This window comes from Herbaspirillum rhizosphaerae, assembly GCF_046025915.1.
GTDB classification, from domain to species: Bacteria; Pseudomonadota; Gammaproteobacteria; order Burkholderiales; family Burkholderiaceae_D; genus Herbaspirillum; species Herbaspirillum rhizosphaerae_A.
The window spans coordinates 144,826-161,413 of sequence record NZ_JAQQFR010000009.1; the positions used below are offsets into that span (position 1 = coordinate 144,826).

At 56.8% G+C, this 16,588-nt stretch carries 18 protein-coding genes; 8 read left to right on the forward strand and 10 right to left on the reverse strand.

Annotated elements, in window-relative coordinates:
• The first annotated feature begins 134 nt into the window (after window positions 1-134).
• Window positions 135-584: a CopD family protein gene (locus tag PQR63_RS14915; RefSeq protein ID WP_408168891.1), complete on the forward strand. Its 450-nt coding sequence runs from the start codon at window positions 135-137 to the stop codon at window positions 582-584.
• Here PQR63_RS14915 and alaC read toward each other — a convergent pair.
• On the reverse strand, window positions 547-1,815 hold the full coding sequence (gene alaC / locus PQR63_RS14920; protein WP_408168786.1) for an alanine transaminase: 1,269 nt from the start codon (window positions 1,813-1,815) through the stop codon (window positions 547-549). The two genes, PQR63_RS14915 and alaC, sit on opposite strands and share 38 nt — an antisense overlap.
• A 168-nt stretch (window positions 1,816-1,983) precedes the next feature.
• Window positions 1,984-2,880, reverse strand: coding sequence for a LysR family transcriptional regulator (locus PQR63_RS14925; protein ID WP_408168787.1), 897 nt, complete (start codon window positions 2,878-2,880; stop codon window positions 1,984-1,986).
• A 178-nt stretch (window positions 2,881-3,058) separates the two neighbouring features.
• Here PQR63_RS14925 and PQR63_RS14930 point away from each other — a divergent pair, with 178 nt between their 5' ends.
• Window positions 3,059-3,988, forward strand: a complete 930-nt coding sequence (locus PQR63_RS14930; RefSeq protein WP_408168788.1) for an alpha/beta hydrolase family protein — start codon at window positions 3,059-3,061, stop codon at window positions 3,986-3,988.
• 34 nt (window positions 3,989-4,022) lie between these two features.
• Here PQR63_RS14930 and PQR63_RS14935 read toward each other — a convergent pair whose 3' ends face one another.
• On the reverse strand, window positions 4,023-4,934 hold the full coding sequence (locus PQR63_RS14935; protein WP_408168789.1) for a DMT family transporter: 912 nt from the start codon (window positions 4,932-4,934) through the stop codon (window positions 4,023-4,025).
• 41 nt (window positions 4,935-4,975) lie between these two features.
• A complete protein-coding gene (locus tag PQR63_RS14940; RefSeq protein WP_408168790.1) occupies window positions 4,976-5,740 on the reverse strand; it encodes a GNAT family N-acetyltransferase in 765 nt (254 codons plus the stop codon).
• A gap of 163 nt (window positions 5,741-5,903) precedes the next feature.
• On the opposite strand from PQR63_RS14940, the gene pdxR reads away from it, so the two are divergent.
• Both pdxR and PQR63_RS14950 read left to right on the forward strand, forming a co-directional pair.
• The gene (gene pdxR / locus PQR63_RS14945) at window positions 5,904-7,391 is read left to right on the forward strand and encodes a MocR-like pyridoxine biosynthesis transcription factor PdxR (protein WP_408168791.1); all 1,488 of its coding nucleotides are present in this window, start codon (window positions 5,904-5,906) and stop codon (window positions 7,389-7,391) included.
• 55 nt (window positions 7,392-7,446) lie between these two features.
• On the forward strand, window positions 7,447-8,193 hold the full coding sequence (locus PQR63_RS14950; protein WP_408168792.1) for a sulfite exporter TauE/SafE family protein: 747 nt from the start codon (window positions 7,447-7,449) through the stop codon (window positions 8,191-8,193).
• 12 nt (window positions 8,194-8,205) lie between these two features.
• On the opposite strand, the gene PQR63_RS14955 is transcribed toward PQR63_RS14950, so the two are convergent.
• From PQR63_RS14955 to PQR63_RS14970, 4 genes are all read right to left on the reverse strand, one after another.
• Complete coding sequence (locus PQR63_RS14955) at window positions 8,206-8,946, reverse strand: LrgB family protein (protein WP_408168793.1); 741 nt, start codon at window positions 8,944-8,946, stop codon at window positions 8,206-8,208.
• Window positions 8,939-9,334 (reverse strand): CidA/LrgA family protein, encoded by a 396-nt coding sequence (locus PQR63_RS14960; RefSeq protein ID WP_408168794.1) that lies wholly within the window; start codon window positions 9,332-9,334, stop codon window positions 8,939-8,941. The genes PQR63_RS14955 and PQR63_RS14960 overlap by 8 nt, the downstream gene beginning before the upstream one ends.
• 28 nt (window positions 9,335-9,362) lie before the next feature.
• Entirely contained in the window at window positions 9,363-9,842 is a 480-nt protein-coding gene (locus PQR63_RS14965; RefSeq protein WP_053198921.1) for an acyl-CoA thioesterase, read from the reverse strand.
• A gap of 225 nt (window positions 9,843-10,067) precedes the next feature.
• Complete coding sequence (locus PQR63_RS14970; RefSeq protein WP_408168795.1) at window positions 10,068-10,985, reverse strand: 2-hydroxyacid dehydrogenase; 918 nt, start codon at window positions 10,983-10,985, stop codon at window positions 10,068-10,070.
• A 457-nt stretch (window positions 10,986-11,442) separates the two neighbouring features.
• On the opposite strand from PQR63_RS14970, the gene PQR63_RS14975 reads away from it, so the two are divergent.
• The 3 genes from PQR63_RS14975 (at window position 11,443) to PQR63_RS14985 (ending at window position 14,571) form a co-directional block, all read left to right on the forward strand.
• On the forward strand, window positions 11,443-12,147 hold the full coding sequence (locus PQR63_RS14975; RefSeq protein WP_408168796.1) for an MgtC/SapB family protein: 705 nt from the start codon (window positions 11,443-11,445) through the stop codon (window positions 12,145-12,147).
• 162 nt (window positions 12,148-12,309) lie between these two features.
• Window positions 12,310-12,666: a hypothetical protein gene (locus tag PQR63_RS14980; RefSeq protein WP_408168797.1), complete on the forward strand. Its 357-nt coding sequence runs from the start codon at window positions 12,310-12,312 to the stop codon at window positions 12,664-12,666.
• A 330-nt stretch (window positions 12,667-12,996) separates the two neighbouring features.
• Window positions 12,997-14,571, forward strand: a complete 1,575-nt coding sequence (locus tag PQR63_RS14985) for a sensor domain-containing diguanylate cyclase (protein ID WP_408168798.1) — start codon at window positions 12,997-12,999, stop codon at window positions 14,569-14,571.
• Window positions 14,572-14,651: 80 nt separating this feature from the next.
• Here the strand turns inward: PQR63_RS14985 and PQR63_RS14990 are convergent, their stop codons facing one another.
• Window positions 14,652-14,885: a hypothetical protein gene (locus tag PQR63_RS14990; RefSeq protein ID WP_408168799.1), complete on the reverse strand. Its 234-nt coding sequence runs from the start codon at window positions 14,883-14,885 to the stop codon at window positions 14,652-14,654.
• A 158-nt stretch (window positions 14,886-15,043) separates the two neighbouring features.
• Window positions 15,044-15,298 carry a DUF6139 family protein gene (locus PQR63_RS14995; RefSeq protein ID WP_408168800.1) on the reverse strand — a complete coding sequence of 85 codons (255 nt, stop codon included), beginning with the start codon at window positions 15,296-15,298 and terminating at the stop codon, window positions 15,044-15,046.
• A 309-nt stretch (window positions 15,299-15,607) separates the two neighbouring features.
• Here PQR63_RS14995 and PQR63_RS15000 point away from each other — a divergent pair, with 309 nt between their 5' ends.
• The gene (locus PQR63_RS15000; RefSeq protein ID WP_408168801.1) at window positions 15,608-16,558 is read left to right on the forward strand and encodes a LysR family transcriptional regulator; all 951 of its coding nucleotides are present in this window, start codon (window positions 15,608-15,610) and stop codon (window positions 16,556-16,558) included.
• Window positions 16,559-16,588: the final 30 nt, after the last annotated feature.

Consider the following 16,588-nt stretch of genomic DNA (forward strand, 5'->3'; position numbering starts at 1 on the left):
GGCATGCCGTGCGACAATCCGGGTTCGCTGGTGCGATGTAGCAAGAACATGCGGTGAAACCAGAATTAACTGACTAAGTAAACCGCCCTCGCCATCCACCGCCTTTTTCAACACTTTGGATTTTCTCTGCCATGATGCTTTTTGCCAAGTATTTGCACATCCTCGGTTTTATCGTCTGGGTCGGCGGCATGTTTTTCGCCTACCAATGCCTGCGACCGGTCGCCGGCGCCGTACTACAGCCACCACAGCGACTGACGCTCTGGACAGGCGTATTCGCAAAGTTCTTCACCTGGGTATGGCTGGCCATCCTGCTGATACTGGCGAGCGGCCTGCACATGATGGCGCAGTTGGGTAAGCCACCACTGTATGTCTCAGCCATGGCAGGACTAGGCATCCTGATGATGCTGATCTTTGCGCACGTATTCTTTGCACCGTTCAAACGCCTTAAACGCGCCGTCGCAGCAGAAGACTGGAGCGCCGGCGGTGCGGCGCTCGCGCAGATCCGACGCATCGTCGGCATCAACCTGATTCTCGGCCTGCTGGTGATTACCCTTGGTGCGCTGGGCCCGGTCTTTTTGGTTTGACCTTCACGGTCGGCGCGGGCTTGTCTCCCGCGTCGGTCTTTTCACCGCGCAGCATCGACTTGATGCCGCGTATGGCCTGGCGAATACGTGATTCGTTTTCGATCAATGCGAAGCGCACGTATTCATCGCCGTACTCGCCAAAGCCGATGCCGGGAGAGACGCATACCTTGGCTTTTTCGAGGAGCTGACGCGAAAATTCCAGCGATCCAAGATGGCGATACGCATCCGGAATACGTGCCCAGATATACATCGATGCCTTCGGTATATCCACCATCCAACCGGCTTCATGCAAGCCTTTTACCAAGACGTTGCGACGGCTTTCGTAGTTGGCGCGAATCTCTTCCACACAACTCTGATCCCCTTCCAGCGCGGCAATCGCCGCAACCTGCACCGGGGTGAAACTGCCATAGTCGTGGTAGCTCTTGATACGCGCCAATGCCGCCACCAGCTCCTTGTTGCCGACCATAAAGCCGATGCGCCAGCCGGCCATGTTGTAGCTCTTGGACAGGGTAAAAAATTCCACGGCGACGTCGCGAGCGCCTTCTACCTGCATGATTGATGGCGCTTTCCAGCCGTCGAAGGTGATGTCGGCGTAAGCCAGATCATGCACGACGAGAATATTGTGTTCACGCGCCAGCTTGACCACACGCTCAAAGAATTCCAGCTCCACGCATTGCGCAGTCGGATTGGAGGGAAATCCCAACACCATCATCTTCGGCTTGGGATAGCTCTCGCGAATCGCGCGTTCCAGCTCGGCGAAAAAATCGACATCGGGACTCATGCGCACCGAGCGAATATCCGCACCTGCAATCACGGCGCCGTAGATATGAATCGGATAACTGGGGTTCGGCACCAGCACGGTATCGCCCTTGTCCAGCGTCGCCAGCATCAGATGTGCGAGGCCTTCCTTGGAGCCGATGGTGACGATGGCTTCACTGTCGGGATTGAAGTCGACATCGTAGCGGCTCTTGTACCAATGCGTGATCGCCCGGCGCAGGCGCGGAATACCTTTGGATGCGGAATAGCCGTGCGTGTCGGGGCGTTGCGCCACCTCGACCAGCTTCTCAACGATATGCTTCGGCGTGGCTCCATCGGGATTGCCCATCGACATGTCGATGATGTCTTCACCACGACGGCGCGCAGCCATCTTGAGCTCGGCGGTGATATTGAAAACGTAGGGAGGAAGACGATCGATGCGCGCAAAGCTGCGCGGACTGCGGGATTGAGTCATGTTGTACTTTCACGTGAGCGCCCGGAACCGTCCGAGCGACGTTGGATCAGAGAGATCCGTCGACGATTCTACGTCAATTTTTTCATCCTTGGGAAGCCCCTGCGCATAAAAAGAATGACGCATCGGATCGTCCAGAAAAACTCAACAGTCATACCCCTGTCGCGGGCCTTACTTGGTACTTTCCTGCGCCAGAAATGTAATCAGGCTGCGCACCCGAGCCGGCAGCAAACGTCCCGGCAGATGCAGTGCGTAGACCTGTTCACCAAAACCGACATCGACCCGCGTATCCGGATAGAGGTCGACCAAACGCCCTGCCGCGATATCTTCACTGACAAAATAATCGGGCATCACCGCCATGCACAGCGAGCGTCTCACTGACTCGCGCACGACATCAAGGTCATTCGATAGCAACACAGGCTCGGTCGGGCATTGCAGTTTCTTGTTGGCGTGCTGTATCAGCGGTTGCACGAATTGCCGGCTGCGTGCAAAGCCCGCCAGCGGAATCGCCTGCAGATCGCCTGTCGCCAGCTCTGCGGCATACCTCCCGGCCAGATCGGGGCTGGCGCAGAGCTTCCATGAAATACCGAACAGCTTGCGGGCGACGACATTCTCCGGCAATTGCGATGCCACACGAATCGCCAGATCAACGGGGTCGCTGGTGATATCAACTGCCTGTTCGCTAAAACGCAAATCAACCTGCACCCGCGGATTGGCTTGCATATAGGACATCAGCAAAGGCTTGAGCCACACCGCACCGAGCGCCAGCGGCGCGGAGATGCGCACCAATCCACTCGTATCTTCATTGAGACCGTGCGCCAGCATGTTGGCATCCTTGAGGATGTCGGCCATGCGGTCGGCATGTGCCGCCAGCCGATAACCCGCCTCCGTCAATCCGACCTTGCGCGTGGTGCGCATAAGCAACTGACAGCCCAGCCGGGTTTCTATGGCCTTGATGCGATGGCTCAGCGCCGACCTCGACAAGTCGAGCGCCTTGGCGGCCTTGCTCAGGCTTCCGGCTTTGGCGACATGGCAAAAAATGATAAGTGAATTTGCATCGAGGTTCATGGCGGCACGCTTATTGATGAAGATACAAGTTGAGTATATTGGTGAGTTAACTTCAACAAACTGATGAAGTCAGCATAGCTTATGCGAAACGGTTTCGCTTCCTACAATGAGGGAAACACCTGAGTTATTTATGGCGCCGCCTTTCAAGTACATCTTGAGTACATCTCACGCACACCTCATGCACATCGAATCCAACATCCACATCCAAGCCACCGACGGTTATTCGCTAGGGGCAACGCTGTACTACGCTGATGATTCGCCACGTCCGGAACGGCTGGCGATCATCAACTGCGCCACCGGCGTCAAGGCGGCCTACTATGCGCGCTATGCCCGCTTTCTTGCGGATCATGGCTATCTGGCGCTGACGTGGGACTATCGCGGCATCGGTGCTTCGCGGCCGTCCTCGTTGCGCAAGCTCAAAGCCGGTAAATTTGACTGGGGTAACAAGGACTTTGAGGGCATCCTGCAATGGGTGGCCAACAATTTCCCCGATAGTGAACTTCATGTCGTCGGCCACAGCATCGGCGGCGTCATGCCTGGTTATGCGCCCTCATCATGGCGCATTGACCGCATGCTCATTGTCGGCGCGCAGTTCGCCTATTGGCGCGATTACGCGCAAGCGTCACGGCGGAAAATGCTCCTGAAATGGCATGTAGCGATGCCACTGCTGACGACACTGCTCGGTTATTTTCCCGGTAGCACACTGGGCTGGCTTGAAGATCTGCCGGCAGGCGTAGCGTATGAATGGGCGTTTCGCCGTGCCCGGCTGGAACATCCGGATGCCGACCGTGTGCAGTACTTTCCTCTGCTTGGCTGCCCGACATTGGCCTATACCATCAGTGACGATCCCTTCGGCACGCCGGCTGCGGTGATACGCCTGCTCGACTATTACATCAACAGCGATCGCACTCTGGTCAGTCTGACGCCCGGCGATCTGCATCTGAAACAGATCGGTCACTTCTCCTTTTTCCATGACCGTTTTCGCGACAATCTCTGGATGGAGACGCTGCAATGGCTTGATAGCTGCCTGCACCGCCGGCGCGAACTACAACACTGGCCCGCCGCGCGCATCATCGAAGAAGCGAAGGAAATGGAAAACGTGGCCTGATCTTCAATGTTCTTCAGATCCAGGTTAATTCATGTCAGCTCGTCGTTGCCGACGCTCGACGCTCGGGTAATGCGCCAATGGCGATGCCGATAATGATTAGCGCCATCGAGGCCACCAGGCTGAACTCCAGCGGTTCACCCAACGCCAGCGACGAACACACAATGCCGAATACCGGTACGCCTAACAGGCCCAGTGAGGTGGTCATCGCCGGCAATGCCTGATTCACCTTGTTGATCGCCCAGTAGGCAATCGCAATACCGAAGGTTGCACTGTAGAGCTGCAGACCGATCACCTGAGCACTTAAATCAACCTGCGGCGGACCTTCGAACAGCCAAGCGCATGGCACCAGCACGCAGCTTGCCGTCAATGCCTGCCACACCAGCAGGTCGAAAGGCTGGCCGATCCAGCGGTGACCGCGCACGTACAGAATGCTCGCTGCCCAAAACATCGCACCCAGCAAAATCAGGCCGTTACCGAGCACCGAAGCCTGATTGCCCCAATCGAACGCCAGCGGGTTAAAAATCAGCACCAACCCCAGCAAACCAAATACCGTGCCGATAGCACGCCGCATCGTAAATGCTTCGCCGAGAAACAAGCGCGCACAGGGGGCCACCCACATTGGCGTGGTGTAGGCCAGCACCACAGAACGACCCGCCGCGACATGCTGCATGCCGACATTACCGAGTATGGAATATGCCGTCATGTGCAATAAACCGACGCTGAACACCACCGGCAGATCGCCGCACTGCGGCAGGATCAGGCGACCGCGCGCCAGACAGATGAACAGCAACACGACTGTGCCGATGCATGAACGTATCGCGGTCGACCAGATTGGCGACATGTAATGCAGGATGGCTTTATTGACCGGCCAGGTTGTACCCCAGATGATGACAACCACGCCGAGCAACAGGATTGCCTGGCGGGATGACAAGCTTGATTCGCGCATATTTTCTTTGTTATTTCATTTCGGGTAAACGGAAGCCGCAATTATGCGGCAGCTTTTTCGGCACCGCTGCCGGCCTGGCGATGACGCGCCATCAACGTTCCCAGACTGTCGCGCTGGGTGCCCTGGGCATCGAAGTTCTCCGGATCGAGCCAGTGCTCGAAAGCGCTTTTGACCTGCGGCCATTCGCTGTCCGTGATGGAAAACCATGCCGTATCGCGGCTCCGATTCTTGTACACCACCGCTTTGCGGAAGATGCCCTCGAAGGTAAAACCATACCGCAGCGCGGCTGCACGTGACGGCGCATTCAAGCTGTCGCACTTCCATTCATAGCGGCGGTAACCCAACTCGTCGAATGCGCGGCGCATCATCAAAAACATCGCCTCGGTGGCGGCCCGTGTGCGCTGCAGACGCGGCGAAAAATTGATGTTGCCCACTTCAATGGTGCCGAAGTTCGGATCCATGCGCATGAACGACGCTACGCCTACCGCGCGGTCGCTCTCCAGATCAACGATGGCGTGCATCATCGGATCTTTGCTGACGCTCATCTTTTCAACCCATTCGCGATACTCAGCAAAACTGGACGGCGGATTGGCAAACAGATACGTAAAGTTCTTGCCGCCTGCATCGTCGCCATTGGCCTCAAACAACTGTTCCGCATGCAGCTCGGCCTTGATTGGTTCGACACGGCAATAGCGGCCGACCATGGGCACCGACGGCGGCAACTGACGGGGCGTCCAGTCGATCAACGGCAGGCCGACCGGCTGGCCGAATTCGTTACAGGCGTGAAGAGCGGTAGATGTTGTCATAGGTGATGGAGACGCTGAATAGAAAATAGGAGAGCGATAAAAAATAAGGAAAACGAACGATCAGATTGTTGAACTAATCCGCACGAATCTGCACTGGAGCTCATAGATTAATGATAAATTTGGTCTTTCAAAAGAGCCAATATTCAGTATTTTTATCAAACCAATGCAAAATAACCTGCATACCTCCCCTTTCCCTTTCGACCCCACCGGGATGCACCTCACACCCGGCAAGGGATTGGCGGTGCAGCTGTATCAGAGCCTGCGCGACCGCATACTCGGCGGCCAGATTGACCGCCAGGTCAAGCTGCCAACCACGCGCGAACTGGCCCAGGCGCTCAAGGTGTCCCGCACGACGGTCGTGCGCGCCTACGATCAGTTGTATGCCGAGGGCTACATCAGCGCGCGCGTCGGCGATGGCACTTATGTCTCGGCACCGGCGACCGACATTCCCAAAACGCCAACACCCGTGAAGGCTGACATCAAGCCGCGCCTGTCCGCGCTGGGACAACGTGTCGCCACGCACACCAAGCTCATGCCGCAGCCCGGCAAGCCGCGTGCGTTCCGTCTCGGCGTACCGGCGCTGGATTTGTTTCCCGGAGATGTTTGGGCGCGGCTGCAAGCGGATTTCTGGCGACGTACACCGGAGAGCCACATTGGTTACAGCGACCCAGCCGGCGATCCGCAACTGCGCGAAATGCTGGCGGGTTATCTGCGCAATGCGCGCGGTCTGGTGTGCGACCCGGATCAGATCATCATCACCGCCGGCACCCAACAGGCGCTGTTCATGTGTGCCCAGTTGCTGCTCAATCCCGGCGATCTGGCGGCAATGGAAAATCCCGGCTATCCGCGCGCTGCATCGGCATTGACTCTGACGGGCGGCAAAGTCGTCGGTATCGGCGTTGATGCCGAAGGACTGATTGCCCAAGAGCTGCACGCCCATCGCGACATCCGCCTGACCTATGTCACGCCCTCGCATCAGTATCCCAGCGGGGTAACACTATCGCTGGCGCGCCGACTGGAATTGCTGGCCTGGGCCGAAGCCAATCAGAGTTACATCCTCGAAGACGACTACGACGGCGAGTATCGCTACAGCGGCACACCGTTGGCCTTGCTGGCATCGCTGGATCGCAGCGGACGCGTGCTGTACATGGGCACATTTTCAAAAATTGCCTTCCCCGGCTTGCGGCTGGGTTATATCGTGGCGCCGCCGGCGTTGGCGAACACGCTGATCAATCTGCGCATGCAATACGACCGCCACTCGTCCGTATCCGAACAAGCGGTGATGGCGGAATTCATCGCACAGGGACATTTTCAGCGCCACGTACGCCGCATGCGGCGCGCCAGCCGGGCACGCCGCGACGCCATGACGCAAGCCTGGGATCGCATCCGTCCGGGCGGTCTTGTTTTGCCGCAGATTGATGCCGGTTTGCATTGCACGGTGCGTCTGCCCTCGGTGGCACAACAAGAAGACATGATTGAAAAAGCGACGCGCGCAGGAGTGGAAATCGATGCCTTGACGCGCTTCTGGCTTCCCGATGTTGTGAATCAGGACAGCGCCGACAACAGCGCCGGGCTTGTCATGGGCTTTGGCGGCGCAGATGAGACCGCCATTGTCGACGCGATTAAGGCGCTGGCAAAAGCGTGGCGTTGATGTTCAAGCCATGGTTGACGAAAACGACGCAAAAATCAAAGGACGAAAATAACACATGGACTCAACGATTTTGATCATCGCCGTCGGCGCGATGGTTGCCGGCTTCGTTCAGGGCTTGTCGGGATTTGCTTTCGGACTGGTCGCCATGTCTTTCTGGGTCTGGACTATTGATCCGATGGTGGCGGCCGCATTGGTAGTGTTTGGCTCGTTGCTGGGACAAGTACTGGCCGTGTTCTCAGTGCGGCGCGGGTTCCAGCTGGGACGTTTGCTGCCCTTTGTGCTGGGCGGTCTGGTCGGGATCCCGATCGGCGTGTTCATCTTGCCTTTGCTCAACGCCAACATGTTCAAGCTGTTTCTGGGCGTCTTTCTGGCGATCTGGTGTCCAACCATGTTGCTGATTCCCAGGATGCCGCCCGTCAAATTCGGTGGACGTGCCGCCGACGGCGTGGTCGGCGTGATGGGAGGCATCATGGGCGGTATCGGTGGATTCAGCGGTGTCATTCCTACGCTGTGGTGCAATCTGCGCCGGCTGGACAAGGACGAACAGCGCTCCGTGATCCAGAACTTCAATCTGAGCATGCAGCTTGTCACTCTGACGATGTATATTTTCAGCGGCATTGTCACGCGCAAGATGTTGCCGATGTTCGGCATCGTCGCGCCGGCGATGTTGATTCCGACGCTGTTGGGAACCCGTCTTTATCTGGGTATCAGTGAAGCGACCTTTCGCAAGATCGTCCTGAGCCTGTTGACCTTGTCGGGATTTGCATTACTCGCCTCGTCGATCCCGAAATTGCTTACCTGATATCAGCGAAAATCAACGCGCCAGCAATCCGGCAAAGACCGGAATCAGCCACGGCGCCAGAAACGCCGTCAGCACGCCGTTAAGTCCCATGCCGAGACCGGCGAAAGCGCCCATCTCCGGACTGACCTGAAAAGCACGCGCCGTACCGATACCGTGCGAAGTCACGCCGAGCGCGAAACCGCGAACCTCAGCCGAATCAATGCGCATGCGATTGAACAGGAAGCGCGCAGCAATCGCGCCGAAGATCCCGGTGCTGATCACCAGCACCGCCGTCAATGCCGGCAGGCCGCCGAGCTTTTCCGCGACGCCCATGGCGATCGGCGTGGTCGCGGACTTGGGGCCGATAGACACCGCCAGTTGATACGATCCCCCCAGCAATACGGTCAAAGTCACTGCAGAAACGATTGCGGTCGCCGAGCCAGCGAGCAAGCCGCACAGCAACGGTAAAAAGGAGCTGCGCAAACGCGGCAACTGACGCGCCAGCGGAATCGCCAGCGCAACGGTGGCCGGCCCAAGCAGGAAGTGAACAAACTGAGCACCGGCGAAGTATTCGCTATATGGCATACCGCTTATCAGCAGCACGGTACTGACCAGTGCGATGGCGATCGCCACAGGATTGGCCAGCGGAGAAAATTTGCAGCGCCCGTAAATCCAGTACGCGACAACATAAGCGCACAGGGTCAGCGTCAGTCCCAGCAATGGTGAGGCCGACAGATACACCCAGATCAGACCGAATGGCGGGATCTCACGCATGGCCGTCCTCCTTGCCTTCTTCCGGCTTGCCGGGCAAGGCTTCACGCCGCTTTTGCCAGTTCATGACAGCGCGTGTGACGGTGGCAGTCACGGCCAGCGTCAGCAAGGTGCTGACTGCGACCGCCAGGATGACCGTCAGCCAGTGCCCTTTGACCTGCCCGGCAGCGGCGACGATGCCGACACCGGCCGGTACAAACAGCAAGGACAGATGCCGCAGCAACTCGGAGGCCGTCGCTTCGACTTTTTCCAGCAAAGGCGGATACGCCACCAGGCTGAAAAACAGCAGCAGCATGCCAACGACGGGGCCGGGGATCGGAAGTTTCAGGGCGAAGGTAATGCCTTCGCCGAGACATTGGAAGACCAACAGGGTCGCGAAACTGGCAAGCATTTCACTTCCCTTCGGTAGATGTGATCAATCAAGACAGCTTGGCTTCTTCGAAACGCTGCGACAGCTCCGCACGCAGCTTCTTGCGCAGCTTGGCGGCTTCGAAGCGACGCTTTTCTTCTCCCGTGAACGGACGCAGTGACGGTACCGCCACCGGTTTACGCTCACCGTCAACCGCCACCATGGTGAAGAAACAGCTGTTCACGTGGCGCACTTCCTGAGTACGAATATTCTCGGCCACCACTTTAATGCCGACTTCCATTGATGACGTACCGGTGTGATTGACGCTGGCCAGAAAGCTGACCAGTTCGCCGACGTGGATAGGCTGGCGAAACATCACCTGATCCACACTCAGCGTTACCACGTATTGGCCGGCGTAACGGCTGGCGCACGCATAAGCGACTTGATCGAGGAATTTGAGAATGGTGCCGCCATGCACGTTGCCCGAAAAATTGGCCATGTCTGGCGTCATCAAAACGGTCATGGTGAGTTGGTGAGATGGCATGTCCATGGTGCGCGGCTTTCTCTTTTTTGATGAATTCAAGTGATATGTTTCATTTACGTCGCGCCGCCGGCTAACTTGAAGCCATCCCGGAAACTCAATTCTGAATTTCGGGCCCCCGACTTCTCCCGGTGCAGCGCAACAAAGCGGCAAGCCTAACTGGAATAATCCTGTCAGGCAAGCCCAAACCTAAGCAAGTTTCCTGCCCAGCCAGCCCGTCTATGACCTTTGCGCTCAGCCTGCCTTGGAGAAATGCGCGTCGGCATTGCTCAGGAATTTGTCAACCGAGGCCGTGATGGCTTCCGGCGACCAGCCTGCCATATGCGGCGTCAGCACAACGTTCTTGAATTCCAGCAATTCCAGTGGCGGGTTCGGCTCGCTTTCATAAACATCCAGACCAGCGCCTCCGAGTTCACCTTTGCGCAAAGCCTCGGCCAGCGCTGCGGTATCAACCACGCTGCCGCGCGAAATATTGACCAGAAAACCCTTTGGGCCCAACGCCTGCAATTCACGCGCACCGATCAGATGCCGGGTGGCGGCACCGCCTGGCGTGGCCATCACGACCACGTCGCACCAGCTTGCCAGTTGCGGCACGCTTTCGAAATAACGGTAATCGACGTCGTCACGGCGCGACCGGTTGAAATAGCCGATTTCCATGTCGAAGGCAGCTGCACGGCGGGCAATTTTTTTGCCGATGGTGCCCAAGCCAACTACTCCCAGGCGCTTGCCCGCCAACTGCGGCGGAAGAACCAAGGCCTCGCGCCAGATACCGCTGCGGCACGCAATGTCGAGTTGGGGAATATTGCGCATCACGGCCAGCACCAGGCCCATCGCGTGATCTGCGACGCAATCGTCATTGGTGCCCGCGCCGGTAGCGACCTTGATGCCGTGCTTCTCGGCATGTGCACTGTCGATGTTCTCGAAGCCGGCACCGAGGGCGCAGACCAGCTCCAGCTGGCTCAGCGTATCCATCTCGGCCGCAGTGAGTCCGGTCGAACCATTGGTCAGCACCACTTTGACGTCTTTGGCGACGCCGGAAATAGCGGCATCGCGAGTCTGCTTGTCGGGCGCATAGAGGATCTCGAAAGCGCTGCCGATGGTGGCTTTGCTTTGTTCGGAAAGATGAATAAGGACCAGGAGTTGAGGTTTCATTGTCGGATTGAAATGGAAGGGAGAGGCGTAGTCTGAAGATATGCAATTTTATGGCGAATTGCATTACGACGCGCGACCACCCTCTGGTGCCCTGAAAGCAACACCATTCGCACTCTTGCTTGACGCGTTATTTCTCATCCTTTATATTGCGCCCATCTCAATTTTTGGTGTTAACACGAAGTGGACAGTTGCTCTAGTTATTTAACGCAGACGGGTCGATAACCCGGACACGCTTCCCTCGCAGCACCATCATGGCTGCAGCCGAAGTTGTTCCGGTTGCAGTGTCGCGGTGAATTCTCACCCTTCCCTATCCAGTCTTCCCGTCTTTCATTTTTAATGCTTGCGCAGGCGGCTTGTTGCTCGCCCCGGCAGGCACGATGTGTGCGCGTCTCCGAGTTCATGTGCCAAGGCCTGTGAGCTATGCGCCGCGCACATCCGGATGTGGAAGGATTTCTTCATGGATGCACACGTTTTCGCTCTACGGATTTTGCTGGCACTGGTTCTCGGCTCCATCATCGGCGCCGAACGCCAGATGCGGCAGCGCATGGCCGGCTTGCGCACCAATGCGCTGGTCGCCACCGGCGCGGCACTGTTTGTCATGGTCTCTGCATTCGAGACCGACCCACAAGGCGCTACGCGCATCGCCTCTTACGTCGTCTCCGGCATTGGTTTTCTCGGCGCCGGTGTGATCATGCGCGAAGGCGCCAATGTACGCGGCCTCAACACCGCCGCGACCTTATGGTGCTCAGCCGCCATCGGCGTGCTGTCGGGGCTCGGACATGCGTTAGAAGCCACTATCGGCGCCGGCGCCATCCTGGGCGCTAACGTGCTGTTGCGCAGTGTCGCGCATCTGATCAACAAACAAGATCTGCAACGCGCAACCGAAGTCGAACAGGTCTATCGCCTCTCCATCGTTTGCCGTCCCGACGATGAAGTGCAAGTCCGCACGTTGATGCTACATATGCTCAACGGCATGCCGCACCTGGTCGTACAGTCACTGCATAGCGAAGACCTGCCTTCCGGTAATCAGTTAGAAGTCCGCGCGGACCTGATCACCTCGCCCAGCAATCACTTGCAGCTGGAACAGATCGTCAGCCGGGTCAGCCTGGAAAAAGGCGTCAGCGCAGCGCGATGGGCTGTCTTGAATGTCGTCGAAGTGTAGACCGCTGGCGTTATAGCAGCATTGCAGGAACAGCTTGTACATCGCTGAACGCACCTGAAAACAATTACGCAAGAGTTACACAGAATTTATACATAAGAGGATCATCTCGCCGCAACCGGACAATTCGGCGGCACGAGCGATCCAGGGGAAAGGAGTAAAGCCATGCGCATCACCAAACTGGAAACCAAACTCGATACCTTCTTCAACGGCAACTATTTTTTCAACAATACGCCACCGGTTCCGCTGCAACGCCTGCCGTACGAAGTGATCGCATCATGCCGTTGCGACGAGGCGCAGCACATCGAAGAACTGATCCTGCTGCAATTGGAAGACGGCTTCGATCAGGGCTATGAACTGGAAATCAAACCGCGCGCGCACCAGCAACTGGTGGACTACACCATTTCCCTGACCTGCACCACCGCCGAACGCGCCGCTTTGGTGCGTCTGGTGAGCCGCCTGGGCCTGGAAAAATGCGTCCGCAGCGTGCGTTGGCAAAGCGTACCGGGGGCACGCAGTTGAGCCATGCGGGATCCCGCTGCTTCATCAGTGAAACGGATGATGACACTCCGCAAAAATCAGAATCAGGTAACTAAGAAGAAGCGGATATGTCGCCGGATGAATCATGTCAGCGAGAGAAATGAGCGGGATTAATTCATCTTCTCTTTGCGCACATTTCTACGCATTACTGCTATCGTGTAAGTACTTCGTTGCTATTTTCACTGCACCAAAAATAAGTACAAACAAGTACATGACGCAAGTACAGTGCGTCGACAGTAAAAACTCTTTGTTATAGCCCGTAGTTATGTTTCACCGATATCCGTTCATAGAACGAAAATGGAATCGATCTAGATGACTACCCCTGAAGAGGCGCCGGCCTTAGCCGTGTCCAGCGCCAAACGCGTCAACATTCGCATTTTTGCCACCGTCTTTGTCGGCCTGGTCTGCATTTCCATTCTCGCGCTGCATATCTTCTTTTCATGGAATGTCCGCAGCAAGGACATTGACGATGCGCAAGTCGCCACCGCCAATCTGTCGCGAGCGCTGGCAGAACATGCCGAGGCGACGCTGACGTCCGCCGATTCGGTGCTGTTCGGGATCGTGCAGCGGCTGGAAGTGGAAGGCAACGACCGCGAAGCGCTGGCACGCCTGTATCCGTTGCTGGCCTCTTACGTCAAAGAGCTGCCGCAACTGCAAGGATTGTTCATCTATGACCAGACCGGCAAATGGCTGGTCAACTCTCTCGACGATTCGCCCTGGATGCTGAACAACTCGGATCGCGAGTACTTCATCTATCACATGACCCATAACGATCGGGGCGCTCACGTCGGTCTGCCGGTCAAGAGCCGTTCCACCGGCGACTGGGTTATTCCCGTTTCACGACGCATTAATCACCCCGACGGCAGTTTTGCAGGCGTCGCGCTGGCGACCGTGACCGTTGAGTATTTTCTCAAGTTTTACACGAGCTTCGACACCGGCAAGAAAGGTGAAATCCTGCTGGCGTCACAAACCGGCATCCTGCTTGCGGAACGACCGTTACAAGTCGACTCCATCGGCAAAAATATCAGCAATGAAAATCTGGTCAGCGACCACACGCGCCGGAACAAACGCGGCGTGGCGCTGATCAAGTCACCACGCGATGGCTTGATGCGCATTTATAGCTACAAGCGGCTGGAAAAATACCCACTGTTTGTAACAGCAGGCGTGTCGTACGACGAAGTTCTCGCAGGCTGGCGTACGGAAACGCTGCTGCAGTCCATCGGCGTGCTGATTCTCGTCGCGATGCTGGCCTGGCTGGGCAAACGCCTGGTCAATCAGATCAAGCTGCGCGCGCAAGCTCAGCAAAAACTGCTGGCCGCCCGTGAAAAACTGGTGGAAATGAACAAGACTTTGCAAAAGATGGCGCTGGAAGACAGTCTCACCGGTGTGGCCAACCGCCGGCAGTTCGACGTCACGCTGGCCAATGAATTCAATCGCGCCAAACGCGAGAGCCAGCACCTGGCGCTGTTGATGATCGATGTCGATCACTTCAAGAAATACAACGATACTTACGGCCACCCTGCCGGCGATGTCTGTCTGCAAAAGATCGGCAAAGTCATTCAGATGAACCGTCCCGGCGACCTCTCGGCCCGTTATGGAGGCGAAGAATTTGCCATTTTGCTGCCCAATACAGATCTAAAGGGCGCGGTCAACGTTGCAGAAAAGATCTGCGCTGACGTACGCAATCTTAATATTCCTCACGGCAAGAATCCAACGGGCATCGTCACCATCAGCGTAGGCGCCCAGTCCATCGTACCGAACAAGAACTGTAATCTGATGGATCTCGTCAGCGCAGCCGACAAGGCGCTCTACACTGCGAAGGCGCGCGGACGTGACCAGGTTTGCAGCAGCGACGATGAGATCCCGCCAGCCTGTGGCCCGGGATAGTGTTGAGGTCATCCTCTGGCTGCGCTGATGATCTGCGGTCAGCGTACCGCCCGCAAATCATCAACAATCGAGATCAAAGATCAGTGATGCGGCAGCATCTCCACTGCCGCTTTTCGTGCTTCCTGCTCGGCTGATTTTTCATCCTCGAAAGTGGTGTCGAGCAAGACGCGCTGGCACGGGAAAATAGCATTGCGATGCATGGGGTTGGTCGACGGGCCAAAGATTGTGACCGTCGCAGCCCAGTTATTGCTATCCGATGCCAGCTTCACACCGGCATACTCGATTTCGTAGTCGCCTACCTGTTCTATCGGCATGGTGATGTCTCCTCGTTAGCGTAGAGTTTTAGGGTTCTTTCGATTTGCTGCCTGTTTCCTTACACTACGCTCTTTTCCCGTTCCTTACGTTCTTTCTCCGCCCCTTACGCCATCAGTTCGTCTGCAGCAAACTCCTCCTGTTGGCAACTGATGACGGATTAGTGTGCGTCGGTATCCGTAGTGCGATCGTCCAGATGACTGATTGCATAGCCTTTCTCACCGATCTGATGAAACGCGTCCTCTGGATTGAGGGTGAAATGCTTCTTGCCGTCGCGTTCAAAGTCGACATTCAGTTCATGAACCAGCCAGTCGGTACTGGCGACTTCCTGGGGCAAAGGCTTCTCGGTCGGAACTACGAGATAAGAACAGAGGTTGCTGTCTTCAGACCTTTTATACACATCTACTTTCATCATTTCTCCCTTGCCGGTTTGTCAATCATTACTCAATTCACTCATGTTGCGCATGATCAAAAATACGTGCTTTTCAGCATGATCTTCAAGTGGGACTAGGGTAAAAATCATTAGTTCAACCCGATTTTTTCGAGCTTCCAGGATGAACCTTGGCTCGCATTTCTCCTCATTTCCGGTATTTGGCAGCATGCTTACTGCCTATCACTTCACCATAGAACATCCGCGCAAAATTGCAGAAATTGTCCTGCCACAGCCCTCAATTCCTGTTTATGGAATAATGCCCGGAGCGCCAAACTGCAACCTTAACCGGGCATGCAGCGCCGCAACAGGGAGAGCAAACTGAACCGCATCGAGCAATTACGAATTTTTTGCATGGCCGCAGAAAGCGCGAATTTTCGCGAGGCTGCCGTGCGCATGGGCATCTCACCGCAAGTCGTCACACGCGCCGTCAAAGAGCTGGAAGCAGCCTTCGGCGAACTGCTGTTTCACCGCAATACGCGCCAAGTGCGCATCACGGCGTTCGGCGAGCGCCTTATGCATCGCGCTCGCATGTCGATCAATGCCCTGGATGATTTGTTTCTCGACAACAACCACCGCAACGACAATGAATTGCGCGGCATCGTCCGCATCACCGCGCCCAGCACGCTCACACGCACTTATCTGCTGCCGATCCTGAACAAGATCGCCCTCGACCATCCCAACATCACGCTGGATCTGCGCCTGTCGGAGGTCATCACCGATGCGGTGGATGACAAGATCGACATCGGTATCCGGGTCGGCTTTCTGCGCGACAGCCGCTATGTAGCGCGTCCGGTCGCCAAGGTGGCTTTCTTTGTCTGCGCCAGCCCGGCGCTGATCGCGCGCTGCGGCGTCCCGACTACGCTTGAGCAACTGGTTGAACGTCCGATGAGCGCCATCGTCGATCGCAACACCGGACGTATCTGGCCCTGGTATTTTGCCGATGGCCAGCAAGTCGGCCCACGCCTGCCCGCTTTCATTACCGACGATCCCGACACCGAGCGCCGTTCCGTGCTTGACGGCGTGGCCTTCGGTCAGTTGACCGCCTTCATGGCCATGCCTCATATCCGCAGCGGTGAACTGGTGACGGTGCTACCGGAGCTGGAACCAACCCCCTGGGACCTTTACGTCTATCGCCCGCAGCGCGGCCCGGTGCCGGCACGTGTCCGATTGGTGTTTGACGCATTGGTGGATGCGCTATCAGCTTCAGGTGATTTCCCGATTGACTCGAAATCGGCTACGTAGGACCCTGCGCAGAATTATTCCTCGAACAGG